General features: G+C 38.7%; 21 protein-coding genes. 19 read left to right on the top strand and 2 right to left on the bottom strand.

Features of this window, described 5'->3' with window-relative positions; genetic code table 11:
• Window positions 1–263: phage baseplate assembly protein V (locus K345_RS0106090; RefSeq protein ID WP_028973422.1), on the bottom strand; the 263-nt coding region annotated here is incomplete at its 3' end.
• Between the two features lie 12 nt (window positions 264–275).
• The gene (locus K345_RS0106085) at window positions 276–908 is read right to left on the bottom strand and encodes a phage baseplate assembly protein V (protein WP_028973421.1); all 633 of its coding nucleotides are present in this window, start codon (window positions 906–908) and stop codon (window positions 276–278) included.
• Between the two features lie 102 nt (window positions 909–1,010).
• Here K345_RS0106085 and K345_RS0106080 point away from each other — a divergent pair, with 102 nt between their 5' ends.
• The 19 genes from K345_RS0106080 (at window position 1,011) to K345_RS0105990 (ending at window position 19,362) form a co-directional block, all read left to right on the top strand.
• On the top strand, window positions 1,011–1,553 hold the full coding sequence (locus K345_RS0106080) for a methyltransferase domain-containing protein (RefSeq protein ID WP_028973420.1): 543 nt from the start codon (window positions 1,011–1,013) through the stop codon (window positions 1,551–1,553).
• 23 nt (window positions 1,554–1,576) lie between these two features.
• Window positions 1,577–2,083, top strand: coding sequence for a GPW/gp25 family protein (locus K345_RS0106075; RefSeq protein WP_245584604.1), 507 nt, complete (start codon window positions 1,577–1,579; stop codon window positions 2,081–2,083).
• The gene (locus K345_RS0106070; RefSeq protein WP_156888313.1) at window positions 2,049–5,078 is read left to right on the top strand and encodes a putative baseplate assembly protein; all 3,030 of its coding nucleotides are present in this window, start codon (window positions 2,049–2,051) and stop codon (window positions 5,076–5,078) included. The genes K345_RS0106075 and K345_RS0106070 overlap by 35 nt, the downstream gene beginning before the upstream one ends.
• Window positions 5,075–5,590 (top strand): hypothetical protein, encoded by a 516-nt coding sequence (locus K345_RS0106065; protein ID WP_028973417.1) that lies wholly within the window; start codon window positions 5,075–5,077, stop codon window positions 5,588–5,590. The genes K345_RS0106070 and K345_RS0106065 overlap by 4 nt, the downstream gene beginning before the upstream one ends.
• Window positions 5,591–5,617: 27 nt before the next feature.
• Complete coding sequence (locus K345_RS0106060; RefSeq protein WP_028973416.1) at window positions 5,618–6,841, top strand: phage tail sheath family protein; 1,224 nt, start codon at window positions 5,618–5,620, stop codon at window positions 6,839–6,841.
• A gap of 47 nt (window positions 6,842–6,888) precedes the next feature.
• Complete coding sequence (locus K345_RS0106055; protein ID WP_028973415.1) at window positions 6,889–7,320, top strand: phage tail protein; 432 nt, start codon at window positions 6,889–6,891, stop codon at window positions 7,318–7,320.
• 65 nt (window positions 7,321–7,385) lie between these two features.
• On the top strand, window positions 7,386–8,690 hold the full coding sequence (locus tag K345_RS0106050; RefSeq protein ID WP_028973414.1) for a hypothetical protein: 1,305 nt from the start codon (window positions 7,386–7,388) through the stop codon (window positions 8,688–8,690).
• A gap of 9 nt (window positions 8,691–8,699) precedes the next feature.
• On the top strand, window positions 8,700–9,119 hold the full coding sequence (locus tag K345_RS0106045) for a hypothetical protein (protein WP_028973413.1): 420 nt from the start codon (window positions 8,700–8,702) through the stop codon (window positions 9,117–9,119).
• Window position 9,120: 1 nt separating this feature from the next.
• Window positions 9,121–9,525, top strand: a complete 405-nt coding sequence (locus K345_RS0106040; protein WP_028973412.1) for a DUF1257 domain-containing protein — start codon at window positions 9,121–9,123, stop codon at window positions 9,523–9,525.
• Complete coding sequence (locus tag K345_RS0106035; protein WP_028973411.1) at window positions 9,516–10,316, top strand: phage tail protein; 801 nt, start codon at window positions 9,516–9,518, stop codon at window positions 10,314–10,316. Before K345_RS0106040 ends, K345_RS0106035 begins: the two co-directional genes overlap by 10 nt.
• A gap of 10 nt (window positions 10,317–10,326) precedes the next feature.
• Window positions 10,327–11,844 carry a hypothetical protein gene (locus K345_RS0106030; RefSeq protein WP_028973410.1) on the top strand — a complete coding sequence of 506 codons (1,518 nt, stop codon included), beginning with the start codon at window positions 10,327–10,329 and terminating at the stop codon, window positions 11,842–11,844.
• A gap of 13 nt (window positions 11,845–11,857) precedes the next feature.
• Window positions 11,858–12,223 (top strand): FHA domain-containing protein, encoded by a 366-nt coding sequence (locus tag K345_RS0106025; protein ID WP_028973409.1) that lies wholly within the window; start codon window positions 11,858–11,860, stop codon window positions 12,221–12,223.
• Window positions 12,214–13,368, top strand: coding sequence for a vWA domain-containing protein (locus tag K345_RS0106020; RefSeq protein ID WP_028973408.1), 1,155 nt, complete (start codon window positions 12,214–12,216; stop codon window positions 13,366–13,368). The genes K345_RS0106025 and K345_RS0106020 overlap by 10 nt, the downstream gene beginning before the upstream one ends.
• Before the next feature lie 6 nt (window positions 13,369–13,374).
• Window positions 13,375–15,114, top strand: a complete 1,740-nt coding sequence (locus tag K345_RS22225) for a phage tail sheath C-terminal domain-containing protein (RefSeq protein WP_028973407.1) — start codon at window positions 13,375–13,377, stop codon at window positions 15,112–15,114.
• A gap of 15 nt (window positions 15,115–15,129) precedes the next feature.
• Window positions 15,130–15,564, top strand: coding sequence for a phage tail protein (locus K345_RS0106010; protein ID WP_028973406.1), 435 nt, complete (start codon window positions 15,130–15,132; stop codon window positions 15,562–15,564).
• Window positions 15,565–15,588: 24 nt separating this feature from the next.
• Window positions 15,589–16,209 (top strand): CIS tube protein, encoded by a 621-nt coding sequence (locus K345_RS0106005; protein WP_028973405.1) that lies wholly within the window; start codon window positions 15,589–15,591, stop codon window positions 16,207–16,209.
• A 17-nt stretch (window positions 16,210–16,226) separates the two neighbouring features.
• On the top strand, window positions 16,227–17,270 hold the full coding sequence (locus tag K345_RS0106000) for a phage late control D family protein (RefSeq protein WP_028973404.1): 1,044 nt from the start codon (window positions 16,227–16,229) through the stop codon (window positions 17,268–17,270).
• On the top strand, window positions 17,267–17,827 hold the full coding sequence (locus K345_RS19970) for a 4Fe-4S single cluster domain-containing protein (protein WP_053228106.1): 561 nt from the start codon (window positions 17,267–17,269) through the stop codon (window positions 17,825–17,827). The genes K345_RS0106000 and K345_RS19970 overlap by 4 nt, the downstream gene beginning before the upstream one ends.
• Window positions 17,824–19,362, top strand: a complete 1,539-nt coding sequence (locus K345_RS0105990) for an AAA family ATPase (protein ID WP_028973403.1) — start codon at window positions 17,824–17,826, stop codon at window positions 19,360–19,362. Before K345_RS19970 ends, K345_RS0105990 begins: the two co-directional genes overlap by 4 nt.
• Window positions 19,363–19,367: the final 5 nt, after the last annotated feature.

Here is a 19,367-nt window from a genome sequence, read left to right as displayed (position 1 = left end):
TCAGGGTTGAACCATGTTCCGTAGCCCTTACTGGCGAAAGGTTGAACCTGGAATATCCAGGGGGTTAGGGCATTGCTTACTAAGGGAAGCCTGACCCTGAGACGTCCTAATCCATCGGGATCACTGTTGTTCTCTACAATACCAATGGTTGTTGTGATCATGCTAGGTGGGTAATTACGTAGATAGTTATCCCTTGAACTGATATCAGAAGGATCATACTTTTCCCGACGGACTTTATCTAAGTCCTGGTAGGTGAGTATCATAATAAGCTCTCCTTAATTGAGTTTGACTGAGGATCCTTCGACATTCATATTGTCAGAGGCCGTAAGACTTACATCAGAATCACTTTCTATGGATATACCATCGGCTGTAGCTTGCAATCCTCCTGATAGGGATAACTCCGCTTCTTCCGCTTCAATCATGATTTTACCTGCCGCAGATATTCTTAAATCCTTATCAGTCTCCAGATTTATCATTTCATCAGCCATGAGAAATTCAAATCTGGTTGCTCCGTCAGCAGCGATAAGCTGGATCTTTTCTTCGCCTGATTTATCATCCAGGATCAGTTTATTACCGGAACGACTTTTAATGAATTGGAGATTGTTTTCACCATCTGCATTAAGATCACTGTCGGTGTTTTCTTCTGTACTGGGGGGAAGGTTGTCCTGATGGTGGAGACTTCCTAGGACAAAGCCTGCCTGGTGTCTGGCATCTTGAAAGGCTATAACAACTTGGTCTCCCACTTCAGGTAGGAAAAAAGCTCCAGAACCATTGGTTGCATAAAAACTTAAGATAGGTAGCCAGTCTGTTTCTGTGTCTTCACCTTGCAATGAATAGCTTACTTTGATACGTCCCATACTATCTGGGTCTGTGTTGTTGCTTACTGTTCCATAAATAAATTCATTCATTTTTTTACCATTTTTATTTCACAATTTTTTTTAAGTAGACAAAAGGATTACTACTTTAATAACATCACATTATTGATACTGATGGAGGTAGTCAATTAGCCCATGAAAGACATATTAACTAACTCATACAACAAAAGTTCTTCAAACTATGATGAACAATTCAAAGAATTACAATGGAAAAAATATAACGCTCTTGATGATTTTTTTCAGGTAAAAAAAAGAAAAATGTTTTTAGATGCTGGAGCAGGGACTGGTTTATTATATGAATATTTAAATAAGAAATATCCCGCTTGGTGTTCCTTCTATAATGGTGTTGACATATCACCTGGTATGATTAGGGAAGGACAAAAAAAGAGTATTCCCCATTTATCCATCATGGATATTGAAGAATTAAATTATCCCCATAACTACTTTGATTATGTTTTTAGTTTTACTGTAATTGGCCTTCTCGATCAAAGTGTTAATTCTGCATTAACCGAAATAAATAGAGTATTAAAAAAAGAAGGTATTTTAGTTTTTTCCATATTAAAAAAGAACGTCACAAATAATATATATGAAGAAATTGGTAATACTAATTTTTCTCTATTAAACACTTTTGATCATGGTCAGGATTTCTTTTTTTTATGTAAAAATATTAAAAAATAAAAATATTTATTGTTTTTATTTTTATGGGTGTTACATTTGGAACCGTAAAAAATAGCTTAGGCTATGAAGACTATTTAAGTATTATTTATGGAAAAATTATTGAAATTATGATGAGTGAAAATTTTTTAGGTTCCGGTTTTGCCTTCCCATTTGATGTTGATGAGACAGGTTCTATTGCACAATCTAGCCATGAAAAAAGTATTGCCGAATCCATTAAAATTATTTTGGGTACGTCCAAAGGTGAACGTTTAATGCGTCCTGATTTTGGATGTGAAGTAAACGATCTTGTGTTTGCTCCAAACAATTCCCGTACGAGAACATTGGTAAGTCATTATATTGAAAATGCCCTTGTTCGATGGGAACCCAGAATTATTTTAGATAAGGTTGAAGCATTAACTGATCCTGATGATGAGACTAAAATCAATGTATCCATACACTACAAAATACGCTCCATAAATACATATTTTAATATGGTCTATCCTTTTTATTTGGAGCGTGGAGAACTTGATACCCAGTCCCAATTTAGATGACAGAACTTATACAGATATAGTTAATGAAGCGAGACGTCTCATTCCTCGTTACTGCCCGGAATGGACAAATCATAATCCAACTGACCCTGGTATGACCCTTGTAGAACTGTTTGCCTGGATGACAGAAACAACCATTTATAGGCTCAATAAAGTTCCAGACAAAACATACCTTACCTTGTTGGATCTCCTTGGTTTGTCATTGGTTCCCCCACAACCTGCTAAAACTGTCCTTACTTTTAAAGTGGTAGAAGGTTATAAGTCAGAGGTTAATATTAAGAAAGGAAGTCTTGTGTCTTCTAATCGCGGTAATGGTGAGGAGAATGTTGTCTTTGAAACAGAGAACGACATCATCGCCACCAGCGCCAGAATAATTGGTGTTCATAATAGAGTTGGTGACGTTATTACAGATATTACAAAGGAAGTTGTAACAGGCCAGGGGGCCAAATTATTTAGTGGTACAGATAGTGTGGAACGCTTTATTTATTTCCAAAGTAATGAGCTTAAATTCCTGGAAGATAATAATGCTCTTGCTGTCCATTTTGTTGTTAATCATGAGATCTCCAGTGTACAAGAAGAGATCGTTAATTTTCTTGACTGGGAATATTGGGATGGTGCCAAGTGGGTTTTCTTTGATACTCAAAGAGGCCTTGATGGGGAATTGAGAAGTGATAATAAAATATTTCTTTGTGGCCCTATTGCAATAGAAGAAACGGAAGTTAATGGGGTTACTGGTTTCTTTATTAGAGGTAGTTTACGGGCTCTTCCCAGTAGTCGTCGTGCTTTCGATATTGTCAATGCAAATCTACAGATTATTTTTAGAGGGGAAGGATTAGCTCCTGATAAATTATTGAGCAATACCTCTAATATGGTTTTTCAAGAATTGGACCAAGGTAAGGATTATTGTCCTTTTCCCGGTATACCTAAGTATAACGATACCTTTTATTTATCCTGTGAAGAAGTACTTGCCAAGAAGGGCGCTGAAGCTTCTCTATTGTTTAACCTTAGTGAAGCAGCACAACCTCCTGTTGCTAATGATTCCCTTTTGCTTAAGTGGGAATATTGGAATGGAAAATCCTGGAAAACTCTCGGTGATACTACTTTAAAAGGTTCTACAGATCCTTCGGGATTAGACTTTGTCGATAATACAAATGCCTTTAACAAAAGTGGGAAGGTTTCCTTCCTCATTCCTAATGATATTGCTGCCACTGATATTGGCGGTGACAATCTTCATTGGATTCGTATTCGTATATCCTCCGGTGACTTTGGTACAGGTGGGCAGCATATTCAAAAGGAAGATAATACATGGGAATGGGTTTTTTCCAGTCCTGTAACACCTCCTTATTTTGATAGGATACGACTGCATTTTAAATTAAAGCCAGACATCCCTGAAGAGTGTTTTGTCTATGAGAACTTTGAGTTCGATAGTCATCATGATTTATGGAAAGATAATCAACAATTATTAAATAATGAAAAAACACCTAATACCAATCGTGTTTTTAAAATCAGCGAAGACAGAACTCCTTATGTATATCTTGGATATGACAGGCTTCCTTCTAAGAGTAGAACACAAGTTTATTTCCGTATGGATGATGGTGAAAAAATAAAGCCATCCCTTGATAATAAGTTCACCGGTGATGTTGTTAACCTTGAGCGCAGTAGTGGCCTAGTTTGGGAATATTTTGATGGCAAGGATTGGAATACTTTAATGGTTGATGACCGGACTGATTCCTTCCATTCATCAGGTTTCTGTTCCTTTTCTGTTCCACAGAGTTGGCCCTTAACTTCTGAATTTAATAAGGAAGGTTACTGGTTAAGAGTGGGGTTTAACTCCGGTAGTTTTGAAAGTTGTCCAGAATTATTGGGAATACATTTGAATACTGTATATGCCAGTAATCAGCGTACTTATACAGGAGAATTATTAGGATCCAGCTCTGGCTCCCCTAATCAAAGTTTTACTTTGTTAAGGACTCCTGTATTACCTGGAATAAAACTTATGGTAAAAGAAAAATCCATTCCCCCTGAATCAGAAAGAATTTTGATAGAAAGGGAAGAAGGTTCTGATTGTATTACAGAACACAATCAGGAAATCTGGATTCGCTATCATCAGGTAGATAATTTCCATAATTCAACTCCTCAGGATAGACATTATATGCTGGATTATCAGACAGGTCAGATCTTCTTTGGAGATGGAGTTAAAGGGATTATTCCTCCCCGTGATAAGAATAATATTATGGTGGACTCTTATCAGGTAGGCGGTGGCGAAAAGGGCAATGTGGCCCCCCACGTGCTGACCGTTTTAAGAGAAAGTATCCCTTTTATCAGTGGTGTAAGTAATCATTATAAAGCAGAAGCCGGTTCTGATTTGGAAAGTCTGCACAGCTTGAAGCATAGAGCTTCAGGTGTCCTAAAGAGTCTAAATCGTGCTGTAACATCTGAAGACTATGAGTGGCTGGCAAGAGAATCTTCTGCTTCTGTAGGAAGAGCAAAATGCCTGGAAAAATTAGGAGCTGCTGGTGAGGTTGTTGTTATTATCTTGCCACAAGTTCGCATGGCGACTTTAGATCTCAGTAAAAGACTCTATCCCACCCCTGAATTACTTAAAAGGGTTAATGCCTATCTGGAACCGCGCAAGTTGATAGGTACCAAATTACGTGTCGATAGACCAGCTTATCGTAATGTGAACATAAGTTTGAATTTGATTCTTAAAAGAACTGTTGGTGACGTTGATCTTGTTCAGAAACGAGTAATGGACATCATACGACGTTCTTATCATCCCTTAGTTGGTGGTGATGGTGAAGGCTGGCCTTTTGGACAAGACCTTTCTCCTGCTGATGTCACTAACAGAATCGAACAAATAGATGCCATTCAACATGTAGAAAATGTGGAACTTAATGACATCAATTTAGGTAGTGTTGTTGAAAAAGTTATCTGCCGACAGGATGAGTTGATTTTTATCGAAGATATAACAATTAGCTACAGGAAGTATAACGGATGAAGCAATACGAGATAAATTCCTACTTATTAGATTATATTAAGTCCTTTTTAGAAAAAGAGATAAAAGGGGTTTCTCTCCAGTTGGGACCCACAGCAAAAGCAACTAAGCCTACTTTAATTCTGGATGTGGTATCCCTTGTACGCAGTGGGCAACGAGTTAACGGTCCACGGATTATTAAGAAAGCCGAATTTGAAGGCCGTACCATTGATGTCTTTGTCAGACCTCCTATCGAGATGGCTTTGACTATCAGTATTGAACCTCAGAATATGTCTTTACTGGATGCTATCAACGCAACAGCCCAAGTTGAATTGGTAATGGAAAAAAATAAAGAGATCCCTGTTGATAAATGGGATTGGACCGGTAATGAAGGTCAACCCTTGATTGTGGATTCTTCCCATCAAGAGGGACAGGGATTGATGCGTCAATACCAAGTTCAATATGCCATCGAACAGGATTACACAGAAGAAATAAAACGAGTTCAAGAACGCAAGTTCGAGGCTCTTAAGAAATGAAGATAAATTAAAAATAAGGAGTGATATATGCCCCAGTATCAAACACCTGGTGTTTATGTAGAAGAAGTATCTGGCGGTTCCAAACCCATGGAAATGGGGGCCACAAATATTGTTGGGTTTCTTGGAATTGCAGAAAAAGGTCCTGTTAATGAAGCCACTTTAGTTACGAACTGGTCACAGTACAGCAAAATATTTGGTGGACTTCATACCGGAGGCTGGTTAGCCCATGGTGTATACCAGTTTTTTATGAACGGTGGTACCAAATGCTACATTAACAACTTAGCCACAGCTGAAAAAAAGGCGGAAGCTAAGCCAGCCACTAAGGAAGGCGCTAAAGAAAATGCCAAAGAAGAAGTAAATAAAAGTGGTGATACTCAAATCAGTAATCCTGATAATTTGACCAAACTGATTATTGGAAAAGATGAAGGCCTTGGAAAAAAATCCGGACTGTTCCTCTTTGATGAAGTGCCTGATATTTCCATTGTTTGTGCTCCTGGAGTTACCGATGCAGCCGCACAGGATGCCATCCTCGGTCATTGTGAACGTCAAAGATTTAGAGTCGCCGTTCTTGACGCTCCTGAGACCATTGAAAAAGGGATTGATTCCATTCCCATGCCTAGAGATTCCTCAATGGGTGCTTATTATTTCCCATGGGTTGAGATGTATGATACAGAACTTGATCGAAATGTTTTTGCTCCCCCAAGTGGAGGAATTGCCGGGGTTTATGGTCGGGTAGATTCTACAAGGGGAGTACATAAAGCTCCTGCGAATGAGATCTTCCGAGGGGCTGTAGGTCTTAAGTACAACCTAACTGATGCGGAGCAAGAATTACTTAATCCTAAAGGAATCAATTGTATACGTGAGTTTGATGGACGAGGTATTCGTGTCTGGGGAGCTAGAACATTTTCAAGTGATCCAGAGTGGAGATACATCAACGTTCGTCGTTTATTCTGTATGGTCGAAAAGGCTATTCAGGATGGAACGAACTGGGTTGTCTTTGAACCAAACACACGGGATTTGTGGAAGCAGATTACTCGTAACCTAACAGCCTTTATGTTGAGAATTTGGAAAGACGGCGCTCTTTTTGGTGACTCTCCAGAGGAAGCTTTTTATGTGCGATGTGATGATGAACTCAATCCACCTGAATCTATTGATGCAGGTTATGTTGTTTGTGAAATCGGGATTGCTCCTGCTAAACCAGCTGAGTTTGTTGTGTTTAGAATTAGTCAAAAAGCCCTTGGTGGTGAATAAGTAAATTACCTTTAACAAGGTATATATAAATGTAAGGAGAAAAAGTAATGGGTACAAACTATGCTCCAACTATGAAAACTAACTTTAAAGTTGAAATCGACAAAGTCGATTACGGTAACTTTAGTTCTGTTAGTGGACTAGGTGCTAGCGCAGAAGTCACCGATGATATCGGCGGTATGGATAGAAACGCTAGAAAAATCCCCGGTAAGGTTAAGTATAACACTGTTACCTTAACTCGTATGGCTGATCCCAAAGACGGTCTATTGAGAGATTGGTGGAAAAGCGTTGAAAGAGGTACACCAGAAAGAAAAGCTGTTTCAGTTGTTTTCTTTGATAGAAATGGTGTTGACGAAATAGCGCGACGTAACTTGTTCGAATGTGTTCCTTGCGGTTGGGATTTATCAGATCTTAACTCTCAGGAAAGTGGTGCTATTTCAGAAAGCATTTCCTTAGTTTATGAGGATGCTGATTGGGGTTAATGATCCTATAAGCCGTGCAAGTTATTGTACGGCTTAGTTCTTTTATTTGTTAATTGAGGTATTCAGTGAAAAAGTCACTTTTATTCATATTTATATTACTGACAACATGTGCTCTTTTTGCTCAGGAAGAGGATTCTGAAGAAGGAGGATTCTTTTCTAAAGTCAAAGCTATATTTATTAAAGAACCGGAAATTCTTCATCAATCAAGGGATGATATTTTTGGTGAGATTCCCGAAGATTCACAGATCATATCTTTTATACCATTTGAACATGCCCTGTCAGGACCTCAAGATTTTGAATCGCGATTCAGACAGGAATTAATTAATCAAATTGTCGATCAGCAATTATATAGACCCTTTAGTATAGATACCTGGTTGGCAGAACAATATGAAGATGATCCGATTTCTTCTATGGAAAGATTAGTCAAACAAATCCACATACAACGTTATCCTGTTGATATTTTAATATCAGGTAGAGTATGGAAAATCGAAAATACCATTGGTGTTCAGATTGGTATGCATCGTATTAAAGAGGGAATCAGTTCTCAGTATTTTTATCGCATGTATGATGCTGAAAACTTTTATAATAATCTACCTAAAATGGTTTCTGAATTTCTTTATCAAATGGATAAACGATTTAATGAGAAACAGTATTATGCTTTAGATGATACTTTTTTTATTAACCCAGCAGGTTATCATTTTTATCAATATCAATACATGAAAGCAAAAGATGAACACAAGTTTGTAAGCCTACCTTTTTTAGAATTAAATGAGGTCGAATATGATAACAGTTGTGATTTTTTAGGTTCATTATTATATCAAAAATTATATGGTGCCAAAATTGTAAAACCCGAAATGTATTATTCCAATACAGATCTTGAAGATACTCGAAAAATAAAACGTTCTACAAATTATGTAGTTAATCTGGATATAAAAGCAACGGAACCTACGAGTGTTTTAAAAGTTGTCCTCAGAAATGCTAAAACAAATAAAATAGTCCTTCAATATCAAGATCCTTTATTAGGTTGGACATGGTCGGATATTGATCACACTCTTAATAATGTGGTGAGAATGATTCTCTTTGCAACGGCTGATGATAAAGAACAAAGTCTGTTTAGTGAAGTCACATTAGATACAGATATTATTGAACAGGGAACCATTATGAAAGATGGCTACATCCTTGGTTTGGCTCCTGTACATAAACTAATGCTTCCTATTGGTTTTCAAAAACTGCAGGTATTTGAAAAGAAGAAAAAGAAGACTATTGAAAGCCAATACAATATTTGGGTGGAGCCTTATCGTGGTGCTATGGACACCTTAAGTGATCGGGAAGTCAAATATTTAGATACGCTTATGAATATTAATGAATAGGAAAAACAGATGAAACCATTAATCTTTTTAATATTAGTCAGTTTGTTTATTACATCATGTGCCAGTGACTCTATAACCGTTTGGGATGATTATATAGTGACTGATTTGGAACCCCTTCCTGAACCCAAAAAGGAACCAGAACCTGAACCGGAACCAGAGGTTATTATTGAACCCATTTATGCCAATATTGCTATCGCAGAAGTAGAAGAGACAAATGGTGTTCAAAGCTATTTAATTCTACGGGCAGGAATGGAAAAAGAAGGAATCCATAAAGGAGCAAAAGGACTTATCTTTAGGGATCCTACTGAAGAGGAACCTATTGGAACTTGTAATATTGTAGAAGTGTTTCAGGGGTTTTGTAGAGCTAAAATCACAGATACAAGTTATCGAATCGACAATACATTTATCATAAAAGTGCAGGTGAATTAATATGAGTCATTTCGTCAAAGTAGAAACAAAAATTACTGAGTTAGGCATGCTTAAAAAAGCTTTAGAGGCTTTAGAAATGTCTTGGGAAGAAGCAGAGCAAGAGCAGATGCTATCTATCAAAGGTTGGGATGGTGAGTTCGGTAAAGCCAAGCTAAAAGTTGATACTGGTTGTTCCTATCCTATTGGCATCAATATTGATGAAGAAGGAAAAATCTTTATGGAAGCAGATTGGTGGGCCATTGAAACCTATACAGAACGGAATAAAGAAAGTCTTCTCAATGAGATTACCCGTCAATATGCTTATGAGACGGTTTTAGAAAAAGTTCGTAGCCAAGGTTACGAATTGGTTAATGAAGAGGAAGACGAAAAACAGCAAGTAAGATTGGTATTACGTAAATGGCAATAATGGTAGAAGAGACTGGTATAGATAATAACTTACAATCTCTTATAGGAAGACATCTCGTAGAAGTTACTAATCTTATTGGCCAGGATACCAAGATTGAAATCAAATATATTGATGCCAAGGTTCGTGCTTTTACCATTCTTGGGGTGGAGGAAAAACAGGATACCCTTTGGTTGACTGTGGCCTCTAATCATGTAGGAAAGTTTTTACCGTCATTATTCCAGAATAGTGATTTTCTCAAAAGGTTTCTGTGGGTGATCCAGCATATACAGAATGAGACCAGTTTAAAGCTGGATGGTTTACATCAATACTTTAACCCCTGGACCGCTCCTGAAGAATTTATCTCCTGGGTATCTGGTTGGTTCAATCTGGATATTGGGGCTGTGCAGAACGAGCACAAAAGAAGAACTTTACTGGCGAACGCCATTGCTTTGTATAATTGGCGGGGTACTGTCTATGGAATGACAAAGTTATTGGAAGCAGTAACGGAGATAAAACCTGTCATTTATGAAAATTGTTTTAGTGGTAACACGAATCTGTATGAAGGGGAGAGATACGCGGATCAACAAATCCTGGATGTAGAAATCAAGGGTTCCTTTTTCGAAGTTCATTTCCCTGTACCTTCTGAGGAGATCTCCCAGGAGATGCAGCGTTTTATCCATCGTATTGTGCAGAATGAGAAACCTGCCCATACAACAGCCTTTGTAACGTATAAAAAAGTTATTGTCCTTAAGAACCCCAATATTATCTCTGAAGATAGTCAAATGAGTGGTGAAGAAGGAATGAGAATATAGGAAGTATGAAATGACAGAATTAGAGTTAAATACATTTAAAAGAGCTAATTTCTTTTCCGGCTTGTTAGCAACTCCCCAGTTCTGGAATGATATACAGGATTATCATTTTAAAAAAGAGAACTTTTATAATAGAACCTTCAATGGTTTTGGAGTTGTTCCTGGAATACTAGAAGATATGCGCGTTAGGGCTTTGGAAAAATCGGGAGCATTAACTCTCGTTGTCTCACCGGGGTTTGCTATTGATGCGCTGGGGAGAGGTGTCTTCCTTCATGAACCAAAGGCTATCATGTTAGACACAAAGAAATATCATCTGCCTCAAACTGTGTTTATAACTGTGTCTTATCAGGAGCACTTAGATGACTTCTATCAAAACCAGGAAAACAGCGAACAGGCGGGTTATCGGAAAAAAATTGAAGCAGCCATGCTGGAAGTGGTTGATGTTGTAGAGGAAGGAAAGGGCCAGATAGAGATCGCACGGATTCGATTGGAAGAAGAAGATGGGGGACATATTAAGATGATCCGTAACCCTCGCATCTTTACTAGTCCTGATAAAAATGAACTGGATTTCCGATATGTCACCTATGCTGTCACAGCACAAAAGGCCTTATCTCCCTACTTAAAGGATTTCCTTCTTGAACTTGTTGAATCCACAAGGAATATTTCCACTGTAGCCTATGATGCCCTTCCTCTTGGAGGATTTCGTGAGATGCAGACTGTTTCACTAACTGCTAAAATGTTACTTACCTGTGGAAGTGTTAATTTTGAGGATGTCGTACATTTGATACATCCTTTTTTTGATATCAACAATCAGATCGTTCAAGAAATTCTTGATTATGAACGTAAAGAAGAGAAGCGGTATTTTTCTTCAAAAGATGATTTTGAAAACATTCGTCGCAGTGTTTATGAAATGGGTGATCTGATTAAATATTATGATAATAAATACGAGACTTTGGACAAAATATTAAAAGCCCATAGCATCGTGATTGAAGGTATTAAATCCTTATTAGTTACCAAGCGTATTACTTTAGATGACATCGCTTTAATGAGTTATGATCTGCCTAGAGTCCTGTTGGTTCAGGATGAACGATTTACTTTAGTAGACTTCCTTGATTTGAGTGATGTTAAATCGGTAACCGATCATGAATTGACTTTCAGGGAATGTAAGGATGCCTCAACCTCTAATCAGGCTTTCACTTATCCTGATGGAAGTCTGGTGCGTGATACCATTCGTCGTTATGTGGGCGGTACAGCTGTATTTACGATCCGCAATATTATCAAAAATAGAAAACTCATTCTTATCCGACGGACAGACATTGTTAGAGGTAATTATTCTGTTGATGTTACCTTAGGAGCTCAGGTTACTAAATCCATGACAATAGATGGTAATGATTCTGTTAATCGTTGGCGTAACGCATCTGTCCAGTTCTTTGAGGAGGAAGTCAAAGGTTATGCACTCCCTGTAGAATTCACCATCGGTGATGGAGGACGTGATAACTTTGGTAAGATCTGGGTCTATCAAAAATTGTAGGGAGTAGTAAGAAATGTTTGGTGTAAAGGTTTGTCCTGAAGGACATCAAATGGACCCCTCCTGGAAGGTGTGTCCTGTCTGTATCGCTCCCATTCGGGGATGGTTGGTTCTCCTTAATCATAGGGGTGCAGAAAAAGTCTATAACATCCACGAAGGTAAGAGCAAAGTAGGTTCTGGTGCAGATTGTGAAATCCGTATTACGAAAGGGGTTAATCGGCAGCATGCCCTCATTACCGCTTTAAATGGAGAGTTCCATATAACAACAATGGGATCTGGAGGTACGATCCTTGTCAATGGTCAAGAGATTGCCTCCTCCATCCTTATCGATGGAGATCTTGTTCAATTAGATAAAAAGGAGTTTAAGTTTAAATGTCTCTAAATAAAGTCATAAAAAGAACTGTCATACTCCTGACATTTGTGTTTCTTAATGTAGGGGTATGGGCTCAGACCTCTAATATCTATGTTCATATAAACCAGATACAGGATCAAAATTATCCTAAGTTAAGAGCTTATGTATCTGTAGAAGATAAAAAAGGTGATCCCGTTCTCTCTCTCGTTAGGGGTAATTTCACTCCTGGGATTGATGGTAATGAACTAGCCGGTGAGATGGAGATTGCTAGCTTTCAGTATACGGAAAAACCCATTGCCTATGGGGTTATATTATCAACTCAAGGCTTAATGGCAGGGGAACCGATTGCTCGGCAAAAGGAAGCTTTATTAGACTTGATTGACTACATGAGAGATTATGACACCTTGTCTGTTTATCTTATGGATGAAGAACCTGTCACTCTTTTTGAAAACCTAACAAAAGCTGAGGTAGATACTGAACTGATCAATAACCTGGAATCTTCTGATTATGGACGTAAGGTCTTTGATTCCATTGTTTCTGTTGGGCGTAAACTATCCTCTTCTGAAATAGAGCGGAAAGCTATCATCCTCATTAGTGATGGCCGAGACCAGGAAAGCCGTTACGATCAGGAGACTGCCCAGAAGATCTTAAATGAATTGGGTATCCCTGTCTTTCCTTTGGGATTACGTGTATTAGGTGGTCAGTATCTTAATGTCTTAGATGAATTGGCTCATGCAACAGGGGGTTCTTACAGATATAACAGAAGATTTGAATCTGTCCCTGATAATACATTACAAATCCAGAATTTATTGATGCAGAGTTATGTTTTAGAATTTAAAGCGAAGGAACTTCCGGCTGATGACCAGGTTCACCAAATGATGGTGAAGGTTGTAGACAAAGAAGTTGAAAGTACAGATTACAAAAACTTTACTGCTGTCAAAGTTCCTTTCCCTCTATGGCTGAAGATTGTTGTGGCTGTCATTGTTGTCATTCTTCTTATTTTACTAATTATTCTTTCTATCATTAAACGTAATAAAGAAAGAAAGAAGATGGGGATCACCAAGCGAAAATGTCCTGTTTGTAAAAAGAGAATGAAAGATGATTGGGATGATTGTCCTTTCTGTAAATATCTGGAACCTAAAAAGAAAAATAAAAAAAAGAACAAGGATGATTAAGTAATCATGAACAACACAGTTTTACCAGGTGTTTATATCAAATCAGAAGCTCCTCCTTTAAAACCCCTCGCTTTAGACCGTCGTACAGTGGCTGGTTTTGTTGGGGTGACAGAGAAAGGTCCTCTTGATATGCCTGTTAAATTGACTAGTTTTAATCAGTTTTTACGTGTGTTCGGTGGTTTTGAATCAGGGGGCTACCTAGCCCACAGTATATATGGATTTTTTAATTCCGGCGGTGAGGAGTGCTATGCTGTTCGAGTGGCTCATCAAAAAGGTGACAATTGTATTGCCACAGCTACTTTGACATTACGTAATACGAACAATCAAAGCTTTAGTTCTATACGAGCCCATAGTCCCGGAATCTGGGGCAACCGTATAGCCATTAAATTATGGCATGGTGTCGATCACAGTTATAGAACAGATGAATATGATCGTAAATCAGGAAGATGGATTACTGTTGATACCAATAAATTCAAGGGAGCCGAATATCTTGGTGTATGGATTGATGGAGAAAAGCAAATCCGTAAAGTTAATAAAATAACGGAAGACAAGCTGTATTTTTCAACACCACTACGCTTAAAAGATGGGATTCAGGAATTACTAATTGAAGAACTTTATATAAATGTTCAAATTGAAAAGGATAAAGAGAGGGAAGACTTTCTTTTTCTTTCAACCAATCCACAATCCGACAGGTATCTTCCTCGAATCATTAATGGTACATCACGGTTTATTACAATAGATGAAGACATTAGCGGTTTTCCTCTGGAACAATCTTATGCCCATCTTGAAAAAGGGCGTAATGGATTAGTTAATCTAACCGCTGGCGACTTTATTGGATATTTCAACGGTCTTGATAATAACTCCGGCTTGGGACATTTAGAAGCTTTTTCTGAAATAAGGCTCGTGGCCATTCCAGATGTAGCCCTATTTGAACAAATATATAACAACAACAAAGATGAATACGAGAAAATGACTCGAGCTGTTCAGCAAGCCATGGTAGATCAATGTGAAAGGCTTAAAGACCGCTTTGCTTTATTGGATGGCCCGGATTTAGATTCTGAGCTTGCTTTAATGAAATGGTCCGGCCAATACGACACCAAATACGCGGCTGCTTATTTCCCTCATATCGAAATCCTTGATCCTACAGATGCAAATGGCGTTCGTACCCTTTTCATTCCACCCAGTGGACACGTGGCTGGGGTCTATGCCACAGCTGATAAAAAGCATGGTCTGCATCATAGTCCTGCCAATTTTACCATCCCCGGAGGAGTTGGGCTTAAGCAAGCACGCAGTGATGATCAATTGGGTATGCTCTATGAAACTGGGTTGAACCCCATCAAGTCTATACCGGGAAGAGGAATAAAAGTATGGGGTGCCAGAACCTTATCCCATGATACGGAATGGAAATTTATCAATGTATGCCGTACCTTCGACCGAATTTCTTCTGCTATTCGCAAAGGTACAGGGTGGGTCGTCTTTGAACCAAATGACAATAAGCTTCGTAAGAGGGTTATTCGATATATAAGCGCCTTTATGATTGACTTATGGCATAAGGGAATATTAGCAGGAACAACAGCAGAGGATGGATTTTATGTTCAATGTGATAATGAACTGAATCCTCCTGAAAACATAGATTCTGGAGTTTTAACAACACGTATAGGAATAGCCATTTCTAAGCCTGCGGAGTTTATCAACATCACTCTTCATGCTAGTAAGGACGATTCTAATGTGGTTATTGAGGATTAATAAAAGGAGATAAACATGAGTGACAGAGTAGAAACGTTTTTACCGAATTACTTTTCGATTGAAATCGAAGGCATTGAGACTGCCAGATTCTTCCGTTGTGATGGTCTGGAAGCGGAAACTTATATTTATGAAGTGGAAGAGGGTGGCCTCAATACAGGAACACATAAGTTTTTTGGAAGGACGAGATTTCCAAATATTGTGCTTGAGCATGGAGTCACAGATAACAATGAACTCTATGATTGGTATAAAACAACTGTCATGGAAGATAATCCTGTTGAACGCAAAAACGGTTCTGTCGTCCTCCATAATCAAGCTGGTGAAGAAATAAAAAGATGGAATTTTTTTAGAGCCATCCCTTGTCGATGGGTTGGTCCTAGTTTGGGAACAGATAGACATGGTGTGGCCATTGAACGAATCGAAATAGCTCACGAAGGTTTGAGTCCCGAGTAAATCAATATAAAAAAGGAGAGTCCTATGGCCTTAGAAAAAGCAGTTATTATTAATTTGGATACGGATGATGAGATCCCCGTATTATTTAATCCCAAAGAATATATTGTTGAAAAAAGAACTCCCTGGAAGGAACACGAAATCCACGGATTAGATTCCCCAGCAGTTGAGTTTACCATTGGTGAACGTAAGCGTTTAAGCATGGAACTATTCTTTGATACATCAGAAGACAAAACAGATGTCAGAGAATATACAGACAAGATAGAAGAACTCATGTTGGTCAATTCTGATGAGCACAGACCTCCTTTCCTTTTATTTAGCTGGGGAGAATTAAAGTTCAAATGTGTCCTTGAGGATCTCGTACAGAGATTTACTATGTTCCTTAATGATGGAACTCCCATCAGAGCTATTGTAAAAGTAATGTTCAAGGAGTATTCCAGTGCGGCCAGTCAGATAAAGGAAAAACCACGACACTCTGCAGATCATACTAAGCAGATGGTCTTAAGAGAAGGGGAAACTTTAACTTCCATGGCTAGTCGGGAATACAATAATCCAGCTTGTTGGCGGGATATTGCAGAAGCAAATAACATTGAAGATCCTATGAATGTTGAACCAGGTACTGTTCTTAAACTACCACCATTATATTAGATTAGGGAGAGTGCATTGTGAGTGATCTACAAACATTAACTCCCGGATTTATTATATATATTAATGGGACAAGATTAGGTGTTGATCAAGAATCAAGTGTCAAAAAGATCGTTATCAATGATCGTTTAGATGGACCAGCAGGTTTTACTGTTTATCTATCAGACATGAACCAGGAGTGGGCAGGCTTTGCCGACTTTGGAGAAGGTAATCAGTTTTCTATCCATCTAGGTTATAAAGACAATATTGAAGAAGTTATTCTTGGTGATGTTGTCAGTGTCTGTGGCGAGCTTAAGAAGAATACCACCGCTATGACCATCATTAAGGGACGCAACTCTTTACACCGCCTTAAAACAGGATTGAAGACAAAGGTTTTTTCCGAAACAACAATCACAGACATCATTAGCCAAGTCGCTTCTGATGCAGGACTCAGCGTTGATGTGGATGAAGTTGGGGGAGAAACTCTTTTCTGGGTACAGCGAAATCAATCAGATTATGACATGATCATGTCTTTGGCTTCACAGTATAACTGTTCTGTCTGGGGGGATGGAGAGACTCTTTATTTCAAACAGCAAACGGAATCAACAGAAGATGTGGTCCTTGAATGGGGCAAAACTCTATTAGAATTCTCCTGTGTCAATGATGTTCAGCAATTAGTAACGGAAGTAGAAGTTATCGGTTGGGATAGTCAGACTGGAACTTCTGTATTAGGGACAGCCTCACTGGATGATATTACCCAATTAGTGGGTGGGGAAGAACTCGGTGGACACATAGTAGAAGATAACTTTGGCCCTCGTAAGGTCGTTCTCAATGATCATAGTGCTATTGATCAGGATACCGCTGATTCACTGGCCATGGAATACCTCACACGTAATAGTTTTAATTATGTGAGAGCTCATGGTAAGTGCGAAGGGGATTACCGAATCAAAGCGGGAATTGAAATTGAGATTGTAGGTGTGGGAGATAAGTTTGCCGGTACTTACCTTGTAGAAGAAGTAAACCATATTCTCCAGAGTCAAACAGGTTATCGGACTTCCTTTACCTTAAGAAGGAATAAGGTATGATAAATTTACACTCCTTTATTGAAGTATCAGAAGTAAATGGCCCAGGAAAACGAAGTGTTTTCTGGGTTCAGGGATGCCATTTTAATTGTCCCGGTTGTCGAAATCAAGCTGCTATAAAGTTTGAAAATCATCAGCTCATTAACAGTGAAGAGGCCTTTCTTCTGATACCCATTAAGGACGTGGAGGGGGTGACCTTTAGTGGTGGAGAACCCTTTCTTCAAGCTGAAGCCTTGATCCCATTAGCAACTTTGATTAAAGAAGCTGGCCTTAATTTGCTTATATACAGTGGATACACAAGAGAACATCTTGAGTCCAGCATCAATCCCTATCATCAGCAATTACTGTCTTTGACAGACATTCTAATAGATGGTCTATACCGTCAACACATTCCCTCCCGGCACCCTTGGGCAGGTTCTGGTAATCAGAAGGTCCATTATCTCAGTGATAGAGCCAAATTAATGAACCAAGCTGATGAGGTCAGACAGGGAGAGATTCATATTACCAACACCGGTGACATAATTTACACCGGGATATTCGAAAATGAGGATTACTTATGACATTAAAAGATATGCCCGTTAGCAAACGGCTCGAGATATTAATTAGAGCTAGATATCCCCTGATTTATATTGTATCTAGTGAAGAAAATCGAGTGGAAGGTACTGTCCGCAAATTAGTTACTGATCGTGAGAAGCGTTATTTTTCCTGGACCATAACCAAAGGTCTTCTCGGGGATGATGGTAATAGCTTGTCTGATCTCCGCGAGCCTATAAAGGTCTTGGATCACATACTGGAATCAAAGGTCAATGGCGTATTTGTTCTCAAAGACTTTCATCCTTTTCTTAATGATCCTGTTGTGCTTCGTAAGCTCAGAGATGTGAGTCATGAATTGAAAACAAGCATGAAGAACCTTATCTTCCTGACCCCTGTAACAAAGATCCCCCAGGAATTGGAAAAGGAAATTACTTTACTAGATTTTGACCTTCCCCAGAAGGAAGAAATATCCCGTATTATCGATGGCATCCTCTATTCCCTTGGTAAAAAAGAAGCAGAAATGCCTGAGTTGCAAGGTGACAATAAGGACAAGATTATAGAAGCTTCATTGGGACTAACAGCTGAGGAAGCGGAAAATGTCTTTGCGAAATCTCTAGTGGCCGCAGGTAAATTCGATGTTCAGATCATCCTGAGTGAGAAGGAACAGATCATACGTAAATCAGGTGTCCTTGAATATTATCAAACCAATGAACAAATGGGACAGATCGGAGGATTGGAGAATCTTAAAGAATGGCTTCAGAAGAGGAGTCAAGCCTTTACAAAAGAAGCGAGAGACTTCGGATTACCTCAGCCCAAAGGTGTCTTAATGATAGGGATTCCTGGTTGTGGTAAGTCCTTAACAGCAAAAGCCATTAGTAGTTTATGGCAGTTGCCCCTTCTACGCCTTGATGTTGGTAAGGTTTTCTCCAGTCTTGTTGGTAGTAGTGAGGAAAACGTCCGTATGGCTATTAAAACGGCCGAATCTATTGCTCCCAGTATCCTTTGGTTGGATGAGTTAGAAAAGGGATTCGCCGGAATGGGACAAGGAGGTTCGACTGATGGAGGCACAAGCCAAAGAGTCTTCGGTACCTTCTTAACCTGGTTACAGGAAAAGACAAGTCCTGTCTTTGTTGTTGCCACCAGTAATAATATATCCGCTTTGCCTCCTGAACTACTTCGTAAGGGACGTTTTGATGAGATCTTTTATATCGACTTACCTAATAAAAGTGAAAGGGAAGATATCTTCAAGATCCATTTGGACAAAAGAAAGAGAAGCTCGACCAACTTTAACCTGGAAAATCTATCCAAGCTGTCTGCCGGTTTTTCAGGAAGTGAAATAGAAGAAGTCATTATTAGCAGTCTGTATGATGCTTTTGACAAGAAGACAGATATTGATCAACACATGGTAGAAGATTCTATTGAAAAGATTATTCCCTTAAGTAAAACCATGAGTGAGGAGATCGGTAAGATTCGGGAATGGGCTAAACAACGAGCTAGAAAAGCCAGCTTGATAAGCTTCGAAGATGAAGAAGATAAAGTTCGTCAATTGGAAATGAATTAGGAGTA

Source organism: Spirochaeta cellobiosiphila DSM 17781 (assembly GCF_000426705.1).
Lineage (GTDB): Bacteria > Spirochaetota > Spirochaetia > DSM-17781 > DSM-17781 > Spirochaeta_E > Spirochaeta_E cellobiosiphila.
Note: the sequence above shows the minus strand (reverse complement) of the source record. Positions and strands in the feature narration are given on the sequence as shown.